This is a genomic window from Nocardioides sp. YIM 152588 (assembly GCF_040191335.1).
Taxonomy (GTDB): domain Bacteria; phylum Actinomycetota; class Actinomycetes; order Propionibacteriales; family Nocardioidaceae; genus Nocardioides.
On sequence record NZ_JBEGDJ010000041.1, the window covers coordinates 24122 to 36612 of the forward strand.

Here is a 12491-nt window from a genome sequence, read left to right on the forward strand (position 1 = left end):
CACAGGCCGCCCCGCGCGGGGCGGCTCCTCCACAGGGCGGCACCGCCACTCCCGCGATGGCGCGGATCCGGCCGAGTGTGGTGGCCCACCCACACCGCCGAGGAGCCCCGATGGAGTCCCACCGGATCGACCTGTCCCTGCCACCGCGCTGGGCGACCCGACGCCAGCTGCCCCACGGCGTCGTGGTCGCGGCCCGACCACTCGACCCCGGCCCCGGGCCGGTGCCCGAGGTGGTGGTGCGGGCCGTCGCGGTCGACGAGCCCGACCTGGCCACCTGGCGGGAGCGGGCGCTGCGGGAGCTGGCGGACCACGCGGTCGACCTGGCCCTGGAGGACGACGACACCTTCGACCTGGCCGGGCGGACCGTCCGCTACCACCGGTTCGCCCACCGCGTCGGCCCCGACGACCTGCTCAGCGAGCAGTGGTCGTGGTGGCAGGACGGCGTCGGGGTGACGCTGACCGGCTCCGTGGCGCGCACGGCCTACGTCCTCTACTGCGACCTCTTCGAGGAGATCGCCGCGACGCTGGAGATCACGCCGACCGGGATGGGCGGCGCGGACGGCGGCGGCACCGGCGTCAGCGCCGCCGGGTGACCCGGATCCGCGCCCCGCGGCGCGGCACGCTGGTGATGTTGCGGACCTTCGGCACGTCGCCGCCGACGGTCGCGACGTCGAAGCGGCGCAGCACCTCACCGAGGACCACGGTGCCCTCCATCAGCGAGAAGCCGGCGCCGATGCAGCGCCGGACGCCGCCACCGAACGGGATCCACACGTTGAGCGGCGGGACGTGGCCGCCGTTGAGGTCCGCGAGGAACCGCTCCGGACGGAACTCCCCGGGCTCGGGGAACTCCTCGGGGTCCTGGTGGCTGACGATGATCGACGGGCCGACGGTCGCTCCGGCCGGCAGGTGGTAGCCGCCGACGGTGGTCGGCCGCTGCAGCATCCGCACGACCATCGGGATGATCGGGTGCAGGCGCATCGACTCCTTGAGCACGGCCTCCAACCAGGCGTCGCCCTCGGCGTCCCGGGCGTCGGCCGCGCGCTGGCTCCGGGCCAGCAGGTCCGGGTCGCGCCCCAGCTCGTAGAGCGCCCACGAGAGCGCGCTCGCGGTGGTCTCGTGGCCGGCCAGGACCAGCGTGACCAGCTGGTCGCGCAGCTCCGTGTCGCTCAGCCCGTCGGCGGCGTCGACCCCGGTGTCCGGGTCGGCACCGACGCGCAGCAGCCGGGAGAGCACGTCGTTGCGCTCGCCCAGGTCGCCGGCCGCGCGGCGCTCGGCGATCTCGGCGTAGAGGAGGCGGTCCATCTCGACCTGGTTGTCCAGCGTCTCGCGCCACAGCCGGAACCGCTGCAGCCGGGGGTAGGCCCAGCCGAGCAGCACGAGCGGGCTGATCTCGACCGTCCGGTTCACCCGTGGGCGCAGCTCCCGCAGCCGCTCACCCTCGCCGACCCCGAAGACGACCCGCAGGATCACCTCGAGCGTGAGCGCGTTCATCCGGTCCAGCGCGCGGAACGTCTCCCCGTCGCCCCAGCCGTCCGCCTCGGCCGCCGCGACCTCGGCGACGAGGTCGCGGTAGCCCCGCAGGGCGTGGCCGAGGAAGGCCGGCATCAGCAGCTTGCGGGCGCGGTGGTGCTCCAGCGAGTCCTGGAGCAGCAGCGAGTGCTCGCCGAGCAGCGGGCCGAGGATCGCGTTGCCCTTCCCCGCATGGAAGACCTCCGGGTCGCCGGCGAAGATCTCCTTGGTCACCTCGGGCGAGGTGAACAGCACCAGCGGCGCCGCGCCCGGGACGAGCCGCAGCGTGAACGCGTCCCCGTAGCGGCGGTGCAGCCACGGGTGGAGCTGGTGGCGGAACCGGATCAGCGCCAGGGTCTGCAGCAGCGCGGGCCAGCGCGGCCCCGGCGGCAGCCCGGCCGTCGGCACCTTGGCGCGGCGCCCCCGGCGTCCACCGCGCCCGCTGCGACCGGTGGGCGCGAGGTACTGGAAGCGCCGCCGCGCCAGCTCCCTGGTCGTCTCGGCGTCGAGATCGGTGAGTTCGGCCGTCACATAGGTGACGTTACGCCCGACGGCGCGACCGCGACCCCGGATCCGATCACCGCTCCCCGAACCCGGCGGGCGGGCGGGCGGGCGGGCGTCAGCCGAGCAGACCCTCGCGGCGGGCGATCGCCGCGGCCTCCGTGCGGCCCGCGGCGCCGAGCTTGCCGAGGATGTTGGAGACGTGGACGCTCACCGTCTTGGTGCTGATGAAGAGCACGCGGCCGATCTCGCCGTTGCTGCGCCCCTCCGCGACCAGGCCGAGGATCTCCCGCTCGCGCGCGGTCAGCCGGGTCGCCGTCGCCGGGCCCGGAGCCGCCGCGCCCAGGCCGCGCAGGTCCTCCAGCAGCACGCGGTCGCCCAGGCCACGGGCGGCGTCGGCGGCGGCCTCGACCTGCCGCTGGGCCGCCGCGGCGTCCCCGCAGGCGCGCAGCACGCCCGCGTAGCCGGCGCGGACCCGTGCGGTCTCGGGGACGTGCCCGAACCGCTCGAACGCCTCGACGGTCTCGCGCCACGCGTCGACGAGCTCCGCACGCGTCGGCGGGTCGGCGTCGGCGAGCCAGCGCACCCGCAGCGTCTCGGCACGCAGCCGCGCGGACCACGCCTGGCCCTCGACGGCCCACCCCCGCCCGCCGGCGCGGTAGGCGCGGACGACGGCCTCCCCCTCGCCGAGGAGTCGGTTCGCGACGACGGCGAGCCGCTCGCGCTCGGCCGCCGACGTCGACGAGGCCTGTCGGGCGATCGCCGCGACGGTCTGCGCCGCGAGCCGGACCCGCGCCCCGAAGTTCTCGGACCAGATGGTGCGCAGCACGCGCAGCACGTCGTCGTAGACGGCGATCGCCGCCGCGGCGTCGCCGCGGGAGGCCGCCAGCCAGATCTCGATCCCCGCGCTGAAGACGGCGACACCGCCCTCCTCGGGCCAGGTGCGCCGCAGCCGCCGCAGCTGGGGCGCGACGTCCTCGCCCCGGGCGGCCTGGATCTCCAGCCGCACCGGCTCGACCAGCGCCGCCGGGATCTCGGGCGCCGACGCGGTCGGCGCGACCAGCTCCAGCGCGCGGTCCCAGTCGCCGCGCTGCCAGCAGACCAGCGCCAGCTGCCACCTGCTCTCCATCGCGTACGGCGCCCACGGCAGGCCGGCCCGGGCACCGAGTCCCATCGCCGCCTCGAACCAGTGGATCGCCTGGTCCCAGTCCCCCTCGTCCTGGAACGACCGGGCCAGCAGGTACCGGGCGCGCAGCCCCGCGGTGGTCGCACCGGCCGCGTCGGCGCGCTCGACCGCCTTCTCCAGCGCCGAGCGCACGTCGCCACCCTCGCCGCTCAGCAGCCCGAGCGTCGTCGCCACCTCCGAGGCCAGCGCCGGCATCGCCAGCCGCTCCGCGAGCGCGAGCGCCTCGGCGGCGACCGCCTCGGCGTCCTCGACCTTGCCCGCCCAGTGCAGGACCCGGGCGTGGGTGGCGAGCACCTTGGCGCGCAGCGGCTCCTGCCCGGTCGGCGCGAGCGCGGCGGCCTCGATGCTCAGCGCCACCGGGTCGACCTCGCTCTCGATGAGGGTCAGCCATCCGGCGTACTGGCTGAGCAGCCGGGCGCGGGCGCGGTCGGCCTCCGCCGTGATCCCGGCCGGCGGGAGCCGGTCGAGGTGGGCGGCGAGCAGCTCCGCGGCGCGCTGCGTGGCGCCGCTGAGCCCGAGCGCGTCGGCGGCGCGGGTGGCCAGCCTGGACAGGTCCACGCCGAGCCGCTCGGCCCGCTCCGCGTCGGCCAGCAGCTCCAGGGCCTGCTCGTAGTGGCGGGCCGCCTCGTCCGGGCCACCCACCGACATCGCCTCGTCGCCGGCCTCGATGCTGGCGCTCGCGGCGCGGTCCAGGTCGTTGGCGCGGCGGGCGTGCAGGGCCAGCTCGGCGGCCGTGCCGGGCGCGGTGCCGGCGGTCAGCGCGGCGACGTACTGCCCGTGCAGCCGCACCCGCTCGCCGGGCAGCAGGTCGTCGTAGACCGCCTCCGCCAGGAGCGCGTGGCGGAAGGAGTAGTGGCGCGGGCCGGACTCGAGCACGTTCATCTCCACGGCCTGCCGCACCGCCGCCTCCAGCTCCGGCCCGGGCAGCCCGACGACCGCCGCGACCAGGTCGTGGCTGACCCGGCGCCCCGCGGCGCTGATGGCGCGCACCACCTGCCGGGTCTCGTCGGTCAGCGGGTCCAGCCGGACCAGCAGCAGGTCCGCCAGGTCCTCCGGGACCGCGGCCCGGCCCTGGGAGGCGACCAGCTCCTCGACGAAGAACGCGTTGCCCTCGGCGCGGTCGATGATCCCGCGGATCGCGGGCTCGGCGAGGCCGTCGGGGGCGAGCTGGCCGACCAGCGCGCGCACCGACGGCTCGCTCAGCGGCGCCAGCGCCAGCCGGTCCAGGCTCGGCAGCCGCGACCACTCGGCGACCTGGCGACGCAGCGGGTGGCGCCGGTGGAGGTCGTCGGAGCGGTAGGACGCGATCAGCCGGACCTGCCGCGAGAACGGCCGCGCGAAGAGGAACCCCAGCATGTCCCGGGTCGACCGGTCGGCCCAGTGGACGTCCTCGATGACCAGCAGCACCGGCGCCTCCTCGGCGGCGGCCTCCAGCAGCGCCTGGACCGCGACGAAGAGGTCGGCGCGGTCGGTGGGCGTGCCGATGTCGGCGGCCGGCTCGGCGACCGCGCCGGAGCGGGTACGGCGGCCGGGCTGGAGCCGCGTGATCGCCGGGTGCTCCGCGGCGACCCGGGCCAGCAGCTCGGGGTCGACGGCGGCGACGCGGCCGACCACCTCGCTGAACGGGAGGTAGGGCAGGGCGCTCTCGCCGAAGTCGAGGCAGTGGCCGGCCAGCACCTGCCAGCCCCGGGCCCGGGCCAGGTCGCGCAGCTCCATCAGGAGCCGGGTCTTGCCGACGCCGGCGTCGCCCGAGAGCAGGACCGCGGCGCCCGCGTCGGGGCTCTCCAGCAGGTCCACGAGGCTCCCGAGCTCGGCCTCGCGGCCGACCAGGGTGCGCGCTGTCGAGGTGGCCACGGACTCCATGATCGTCGCCGGGACCGACGCTGTCGCGCGGGTTCCCGGACGTGGCGGCGCCGTGCTCACTGGCTGGGGCTCAACGGTCGGGGCTCACCGGCGGCCGGGCCGGCCGGGCTGGCCGGGCCGTGGCCGGGTCGGCCACGAGCTGCGGCGGGCCGGCGGCCCGGCCACCGGCCTCGGCGCCGCGTGGCGTGCCGCGGTCCTCCGGGTGTCGATCGCGAGGAGGGTCATGATGGGTCCTGCCTGATGGGCGTGTGGGTCAGTGGGTCGTGTGGGTCAGTCGCTCTTGTGGGAGAGCCCGGGGTCGTTGTCGGCGAGGCGGCGCAGCCACGAGGACCGCGAGCGCTGGCCGCGGCGGCCGGCGATGGCCTTGCGGTTGCGGGACCGGCGGTACTCCAGCTCCGGTCCCTCGATCAGGAAGAAGGCGTCGTTGTTCATGGCATCAACGATCTGCCTCTGAGGTAGGCGCGCACATCGGGAAATGCCTTATCCGGGGCCTTATCTGAGGCGCCGCCGACCACCCCGACCCGGCCGCGGCGGCTCGGTGGGGTACCTCAGTCGACGACGGCCGGCCTACCCCCGGGTGGGATAGTCGGGGCGTGGAGTTCGCCGAGGTCGTACGTCGCCGCCGGATGACCCGCGCCTACACCGACGCCCCGGTCGACCCGGGCGTCGTGGAGCGGGCGCTGGACCGCGCCACCCGCGCGCCCAGCGCCGGGTTCAGCCAGGGCTGGGCGTTCGTGGTGCTGGACAGCCCCGACGCCGTCGCCGGGTTCTGGCGGGCCCAGACCGACGACGCCCTCCCGGACGGCAGCCCGGACCGCTGGCTGCGCGGCATGATGGGCGCGCCGGTGGTCGTGGTGCCGTGCAGCCGCCGCGACGCCTACCTGGACCGCTACGCCGCACCCGACAAGGCCAGGGCCGCGCTCTCGGAGGCCGACGCCGACCCGGACGAGGCGGCCGGCCGGTGGGCGATGCCGTACTGGCACCTGGACACCGCGATGGCCGCCCTGCTGCTGCAGCAGTCGGTGGTCGACGACGGGCTGGGCTGCTGCTTCTTCGGGCTGGTGCCGCACCGGGTCGACGCCGTGAAGGAGCGGCTCGGACTGGTCGGCGACGGGGCGCCGCACCCGATCGGCGCGATCACGATCGGGCACCCGGCCGACCCCGGGCACGGCGCCCGCGGCTCGGCGGCGACCCGCCGCCGTACGCCCTGGCGGGAGGTGGCCCACCGGGGCGCCTGGGGAGCGGGCTGGTCCTGATGCCGTCGCCGTGGAGCGTCGCGCCCGACCTCGCCTCCGACCTGCAGCCGGACGCGTCCGAGGCCCGCCCGGTGGTACGCCGGGTGGCCCGCCTGCTGCGGCCCTACCGGCGCCCGATCGCGATGGTGCTCGTGGCCGTGGTCGCCGCGGCCGGGCTGCAGGCGCTGGTGCCGTTCCTGACCCGCGCGGTCTTCGACCAGGCGCTGTTCCCGATCGACGGCGGCGCGCCCGACCTCGGCCTGCTCGGCTGGCTGGTGGCCGGGATGTGCGTGCTGCCGATCCTCGCCTCGCTGATCGCGATCGGGCAGAACTACCTCACCTCCACGGTCGGGAACTCGGCGATGGCCGACCTGCGCGGCGACCTCTTCGAGCACCTGCAGAAGATGGAGCTGGCGTTCTTCACCGCCACCAAGACCGGCGCGATCCAGTCCCGGCTGGCCAACGACGTGGCGGGCGTGCGGACGGTGCTGACCGACACCGCGACCACCATCGTGCAGAACTCGGTGACGGTGACGGCGGCGTTCGTCGCGATGGTGATCCTCTCCTGGCAGCTGACGCTGCTGACGCTGGTGCTGATGCCGCTCTTCGTGGTGCTCCAGCTGCGGGTGGGGCGGCGCCGGCAGCGGCTGGCCCGCAGGACCCAGGAGTCGCTCTCGGAGATGACCGCGATCACCGAGGAGGCGCTGAGCGTCTCGGGGATCCTGCTGGCCAAGGTGTTCAACCGGTCGGCCTCCGAGATCGACCGCTACCGGGAGGCGAACCGGGAGCAGACCCGGCTCCAGGTGCGGCAGGCGATGACCGGGCGGGCGTTCTTCGCGATGGTGCAGACGTTCTTCGCGATCACCCCGGCACTGATCTACCTGGCGGCCGGGTTCATCATCACCGGCAACGGCGGCGTCGGCGCGGAGACGCTCACCGCCGGCACCATCGTCGCGTTCACCACGCTGCAGGGGCGCCTCCAGATGCCGCTGCTGCAGCTGATGCGGGTCAGCCTCGACGTGCAGACCTCGCTGGCGCTGTTCCGCCGGATCTTCGAGTACCTCGACCTGGAGCCGGCGATCACCGAGCGCCCCGGCGCGCACCCGCTGCCGACCGACCGGGTGGCCGGCCGGGTCGAGCTGCGCGACGTCTCCTTCCGGTACCCGCAGCCCCGGTCGCTGAGCGGCACCCGCCACGAGTCGCGGTTCGGCGGCGAGCCCGACCCGGCCGACCTGATGCCGGAGCGCGCGGGGGCGGCCGCCGGGCCCGGCTGGGCGCTGCACCGGGTCTCGATGGTGGCCGAGCCCGGGCAGCTGGTCGCGCTGGTCGGCCCGTCGGGCGCGGGCAAGACGACGGCGACGTACCTGGTGCCGCGCTTCTACGACGTCGACGAGGGCGCGGTGCTCCTCGACGGGTACGACGTGCGCGACCTGACGCTGGACTCGCTGGCCGACGCGGTCGGCATGGTGACGCAGGAGCCGTACCTGTTCCACGGCACCATCCGGGACAACATCGCCTACGCCCGCCCGGACGCGACCCCCGCGGAGATCGAGCAGGCGGCGCGGGACGCCAACATCCACGACCGGATCATGAGCTTCCCCGAGGGCTACGACACGATCACCGGCGAGCGCGGCTACCGGCTCTCCGGCGGGGAGAAGCAGCGCCTGGCGATCGCCCGGGTGCTGCTCAAGGACCCGCCGGTGCTGATCCTCGACGAGGCGACCTCGGCGCTGGACAGCGAGACCGAACGGCTGGTGCAGGAGGCGCTGGAGCGCGCGACCCGGTCACGCACCACGATCGCGATCGCACACCGGCTCTCCACGATCCGCTCCGCCGACGTCATCTACTCCCTCGCCGACGGGCGGGTGATGGAGCGCGGCACCCACGAGGAGCTGCTGGCCGACCCCGAGGGGCTCTACGCCCGCCTCTGGGTGGAGCAGTTCAGCCGGGGCGAGGACGGGGCGGGCGAGTTCGACGGGCGCCGCGCCGACGTCAGCCTCTGACGGGCGCCCGGTCCGGTCCCGGGGTGGGGTCGTGTGCCCGAGACCCCGTCATAGGCGGGCGTCAGGCACACGACCCATTCAATCGAGCCCGAGGATCCGGACGCACTCCAGCGCGACGTACAAGGCGGCCCCGTCCACGGGCCGGGTCAGGTCGCGCCCGGTCATCTCCTCCAGCCGCCGGATCCGGTAGCGCACGGTGTTGCGGTGCACGACCAGGGTCTCGGCCGCGGCCGACGTCGAGCCGGCCGCCTCGAGCCAGGCGCGGGCGGTGTCGAGGAAGACGGCGCGGTCGTCGGGCGGCAGCTCCATCACCGGCGCGAGCACCGCGTCGACCATCGCCTGCGCCTGCTCCGGGCTGCTGGCGAGCAGCACGGCGAGCGGGTCGTCCTCGAACCGGACCACGTCCGTCGACCCCGGGGACGCGCCGGCGCACGCGACCTGCGCCTCCCGGCGCCCGTCCCGGGCCTCCTCCAGACGCGCGAACTGCCTGCTGATCCCGACCCGGCCCACGGCGAGCTCGCGCAGCACCTCGGTGAGCTGGTCGGCGCCGAAGCCGAACCGCAGCGCCACCACCCCTTCCTGGCGATCGTGGTCGAGGCGCCAGGCCGAGCGGACGTTGGAGCGCCGCAGCGCGCGCTCCACCCCGCGCAGGCCCTCCTTGCCCGGCGTCGGCGACTCCGCGCTGACCACGACGAACTCGCCGGTGCGGCCCAGCCCGAGCACGGAGGAGACCTCCCCGGTGTCGCCGGCGACGTTGTCATCCCCCTCGAGAAGCCCACCAACCATCACCGAGCGCATCTGCTCGTTGCGCCGGACCCGTTCCTCCAGCGCGCCGCGGTAGGCCCGGGTGACGTCGGCGGCCAGCATGTCGCTGATCGCCCAGACGTCCGCGGCGGCCAGCAGCAGCACCTCCCGCGCCTCGGGCTCGGCCGCCTCGACCAGCGCCTCCCAGATGAAGCGACCGCCCACCCGGAAGGCCTGGAGGACGATCGCGTACGGCACCGCCTCGCCGCTCGCGCTGGTGCCGGTGATCCGCGGGCCACGCTGGTCGGGGTGCGCCACCCCGGCCATGTACCCCAGCACGTAGCGCATGTTCGAGTCGCAGAAGTCGTCGAGCTCCTGGTGCGGGACGACCGCGCCCTCGGCGTAGAACGGCACCTCGGCGCGGATCCGGTCCGCCATCCGGCGGGCGAGCGGCTCCGCCTCCGGCAACAGCCGGCGGCACAGCTCGCGGACCTCGGGGGCGACCTCCACCTCACGCACATCGTCAACCTAACCGGTCGGGACGTTGTCGGGCGTTTTGTGCCCGTGCACACAAATCACCCCCGTCGATCGGTGCCATCAGCCGATGCGATACCTCGTGTGCTAGAGGACCCTGGAGGTGCTCCAGAAAACAGACGCCCCACGACAGGAAGCATCCCGGAGACCATGAGTGACCTCGCCACCACACCGCTGACCGACAACGCCGCCCCGTACGACGCCCTGCTGGTCGACGCCGCGGTCGGCCCCCTGCGCCGGTTCGTGCCGGACGCGTCGACCGCGAAGTGGGCCATCAGCCTGGCCAGCAAGCCGCGGACCACGGCCCGCCGGCTGGGCGGCCTCGCCGGCGAGGCGGCCCGGATCGCCGCCGGCACCTCCGAGATCGGCCCCCGCCGCGGCGACCGCCGGTTCAAGGACGTGGCGTGGACCGGCAACCCGCTGCTGCACCGCCTGGTCCAGCTCTACCTCGCCGGCGGCCGCACCGCCGAGCAGCTGGTGGAGGACGCCGGCCTGAACGACCGCGACCGCAAGCGGGTGCGCTTCCTGGTGGAGAACATCACCGAGGCCGTCTCTCCCAGCAACGTGCCGCTGGTCAACCCCGAGTCGGCCAAGACCGCCATCGACACCGGCGGCCTCAGCCTCGCCCGCGGCGGCGCCGCCCTGGTCCGTGACCTCGCCTCGGCCCCCCGGCTGCCCGAGATGGTCGACGGCTCGGGCTTCAGCGTGGGCGACAACGTCGCCGGCACCCCGGGCGCCGTGGTCTTCCGCAACGAGGTCTTCGAGCTGATCCAGTACACCCCGCAGACCGACCAGGTCTTCGAGGTGCCGGTGCTGATCGTGCCCCCGACCATCAACAAGTACTACGCGCTCGACCTGGCGCCGGGGCGCAGCATGGTCGAGTTCCACCTGCAGAACAACCGCCAGGTCTTCGTCATGTCGTGGCGCAACCCCGACGCCCGGCACGCCGAGTGGAACCTGGAGACCTACGTCCAGGCGATCCTCGACGCGCTCGACACCGTCGAGGAGGTCGCGGACAGCGAGAAGACGGCGCTGGCCGCGATGTGCTCGGGCGGCATCCTCGCCTCGATCGCGACGGCGTACCTGGCCGCGACCGGCGGCCAGGACCGGATCGCCGCCTTCCTGCTCGCCGTGACCGTGCTCGACAACGCCGACGCCGGCACGGCCGGGGCCCTGATCGACCCGGCGATGGCCGAGGTCGCCAAGGCGCGGTCGGCCCGGACCGGCTACCTCGACGGCAAGTACCTCGCCGAGATCTTCGCCTGGCTGCGGCCCAGCGACCTGGTCTGGAACTACTGGGTCAACAACTACCTGCTCGGCAAGAAGCCGCCGGCCTTCGACATCCTGTTCTGGAACGCCGACACCACCCGGATGACGGCCGGGCTGCACGCCGACTTCGTCGACCTGGCGATGGACAACACGGTGATCAGGCCTGGCGAGCTGAGCGTCCTCGGCGTCCCGATCGACCTCGGCGCGATCACGGTGGACTCCTACGTCGTGGCCGGCATCGCCGACCACATCACCCCGTGGGAGAGCTGCTACCGGACCACCCAGCTGTTCGGCGGCGAGACCCGGTTCGTGCTCTCCAACAGCGGCCACATCGCCGCGATGGTGAACCCGCCGGGCAACCCGAAGTCCTCCTTCCACACCGGCCAGGACCATGGTCCCGATCCTCGGGCGTGGCTGAAGAACGCCGAGACGCACGAGGGCTCGTGGTGGAACGATGCGGCCTCATGGCTCGCACAGCGCTCCGGCGAACTGAAGGCGGCTCCGAAGGAGCTGGGCACCGCCCGACTCGAACCGCTCGCCGAGGCTCCGGGCACCTACGTCTTCGACAAGTAAGGTCGGGGGCACCAGTCGTCACACGTCCCGCCGCCACCGGCGGCGGGACCGACACCGTCGTCAGCAGTGACGCCAGCAGTGAGGCCCGCCCCGTGCACCAGCTCCGCCAGATCACCGTCCTCGGACACTCCATCCGGGTGGCGGTGCGGCAGGGCACCGGGGGCGGGCCTCCGCTGCTGCTCTGCAACGGCATCGGGGCCAGCCTCGACCTGCTGGAGCCGTTCGTCGACCAGCTCGACCCCGAGCTCACGGTGATCCGCTTCGACGTCCCCGGCGTCGGCGGCTCCCCGGACCCCCGGATGCCGTACCGCTTCGCGATGCTGGCCCACGGCGTCGGCAAGCTGATGACCCAGCTCGGCCACGACCAGTACGACGTCCTCGGCATCTCCTGGGGCGGCGGTCTCGCCCAGCAGCTGGCGCTGCAGCACCCGCGTCGGGTGCGCCGGGCGGTGCTGGTCAGCACCGCCACCGGCTCGCTGATGGTGCCCGGGTCGCCCAAGGTGCTGCGCAAGATGATCACCCCGCAGCGCTACCGGGACCCGCACTACATGCGATCGGTGGCCTCCGAGCTCTACGGCGGCGTCATGCGGCACAGCCCGCACGAGGTCCTGCACGTGATGCACGAGCACTCGCGGATCGGCTCCAAGCGCGGCTACCTGCTCCAGCTGCTGGCGGGCGCTGGGTGGTCGAGCCTGCCGGCGCTGCCGCTGATCCGGCAGCCCACGCTGGTGCTGGCCGGCAACGACGACCCGATCATCCCGCTGGTCAACGCCCGGCTCATGCACCGGCTGCTCCCCAACGCGCACCTGCACGTCTTCGACGACGGCCACCTCGGGCTGGTCACCAGCGCGGAGGAGCTGGCGCCGGTGATCCACGAGTTCCTGCGCGACTGAGGGGTTGCGCTCAGGGCGCCTTGGTTTCGAGGCTCGGCGCCGGGGCGCCTCGCACCTCAACCAGCGGCGTCCGGTGGTTGAGGTGCGAGCGAAGCGAGCCCGCCCGGTGGTTGAGGTGCGAGCGAAGCGAGCCCGCCCGGTGGTTGAGGTGCGAGCGAAGCGAGCCCGCCCGGTGGTTGAG

The 12491-nt window shown here is 74.4% G+C and carries 9 protein-coding genes; 5 read left to right on the forward strand and 4 right to left on the reverse strand.

The window, feature by feature from the left end; all coding sequences use genetic code 11:
* Positions 1 to 110 precede the first annotated feature (110 nt).
* Positions 111 to 593, forward strand: a complete 483-nt coding sequence (locus ABLM29_RS16850; protein WP_349715438.1) for a hypothetical protein — start codon at positions 111 to 113, stop codon at positions 591 to 593.
* Here ABLM29_RS16850 and ABLM29_RS16855 read toward each other — a convergent pair.
* The 3 genes from ABLM29_RS16855 to ABLM29_RS16865 all read right to left on the reverse strand — a co-directional run bounded on the left by ABLM29_RS16855 (position 577) and on the right by ABLM29_RS16865 (position 5491).
* Positions 577 to 2040 carry a cytochrome P450 gene (locus tag ABLM29_RS16855; protein WP_349715439.1) on the reverse strand — a complete coding sequence of 488 codons (1464 nt, stop codon included), beginning with the start codon at positions 2038 to 2040 and terminating at the stop codon, positions 577 to 579. The genes ABLM29_RS16850 and ABLM29_RS16855 overlap by 17 nt on opposite strands.
* Before the next feature lie 88 nt (positions 2041 to 2128).
* Positions 2129 to 5050 carry a helix-turn-helix transcriptional regulator gene (locus ABLM29_RS16860; RefSeq protein WP_349715440.1) on the reverse strand — a complete coding sequence of 974 codons (2922 nt, stop codon included), beginning with the start codon at positions 5048 to 5050 and terminating at the stop codon, positions 2129 to 2131.
* A gap of 279 nt (positions 5051 to 5329) precedes the next feature.
* Entirely contained in the window at positions 5330 to 5491 is a 162-nt protein-coding gene (locus tag ABLM29_RS16865; protein WP_349715442.1) for a hypothetical protein, read from the reverse strand.
* Between the two features lie 161 nt (positions 5492 to 5652).
* Here ABLM29_RS16865 and ABLM29_RS16870 point away from each other — a divergent pair, with 161 nt between their 5' ends.
* Positions 5653 to 6315, forward strand: a complete 663-nt coding sequence (locus ABLM29_RS16870) for a nitroreductase family protein (RefSeq protein WP_349715443.1) — start codon at positions 5653 to 5655, stop codon at positions 6313 to 6315.
* Positions 6315 to 8297 carry an ABC transporter ATP-binding protein gene (locus ABLM29_RS16875; RefSeq protein WP_349715444.1) on the forward strand — a complete coding sequence of 661 codons (1983 nt, stop codon included), beginning with the start codon at positions 6315 to 6317 and terminating at the stop codon, positions 8295 to 8297. Before ABLM29_RS16870 ends, ABLM29_RS16875 begins: the two co-directional genes overlap by 1 nt.
* A 78-nt stretch (positions 8298 to 8375) precedes the next feature.
* Here ABLM29_RS16875 and ABLM29_RS16880 read toward each other — a convergent pair whose 3' ends face one another.
* Positions 8376 to 9560 carry a PucR family transcriptional regulator gene (locus tag ABLM29_RS16880; RefSeq protein ID WP_349715445.1) on the reverse strand — a complete coding sequence of 395 codons (1185 nt, stop codon included), beginning with the start codon at positions 9558 to 9560 and terminating at the stop codon, positions 8376 to 8378.
* Positions 9561 to 9725: 165 nt separating this feature from the next.
* Between ABLM29_RS16880 and ABLM29_RS16885 the strand changes: the two genes are divergently transcribed.
* A complete protein-coding gene (locus ABLM29_RS16885) occupies positions 9726 to 11417 on the forward strand; it encodes a PHA/PHB synthase family protein (RefSeq protein ID WP_349715446.1) in 1692 nt (563 codons plus the stop codon).
* Between the two features lie 92 nt (positions 11418 to 11509).
* Positions 11510 to 12310 carry a poly(3-hydroxyalkanoate) depolymerase gene (gene phaZ / locus ABLM29_RS16890; protein WP_349715447.1) on the forward strand — a complete coding sequence of 267 codons (801 nt, stop codon included), beginning with the start codon at positions 11510 to 11512 and terminating at the stop codon, positions 12308 to 12310.
* Positions 12311 to 12491 lie beyond the last annotated feature (181 nt).

Coding starts and splice junctions, on each gene's coding strand:
- ABLM29_RS16850 (WP_349715438.1), top strand. CDS start 111: ATGGAGTCCCACCGGATCGACCTGTCCCTGCCACCGCGCTGGGCGACC.
- ABLM29_RS16865 (WP_349715442.1), bottom strand. CDS start 5,491: ATGAACAACGACGCCTTCTTCCTGATCGAGGGACCGGAGCTGGAGTAC.
- ABLM29_RS16875 (WP_349715444.1), top strand. CDS start 6,315: ATGCCGTCGCCGTGGAGCGTCGCGCCCGACCTCGCCTCCGACCTGCAG.
- ABLM29_RS16885 (WP_349715446.1), top strand. CDS start 9,726: ATGAGTGACCTCGCCACCACACCGCTGACCGACAACGCCGCCCCGTAC.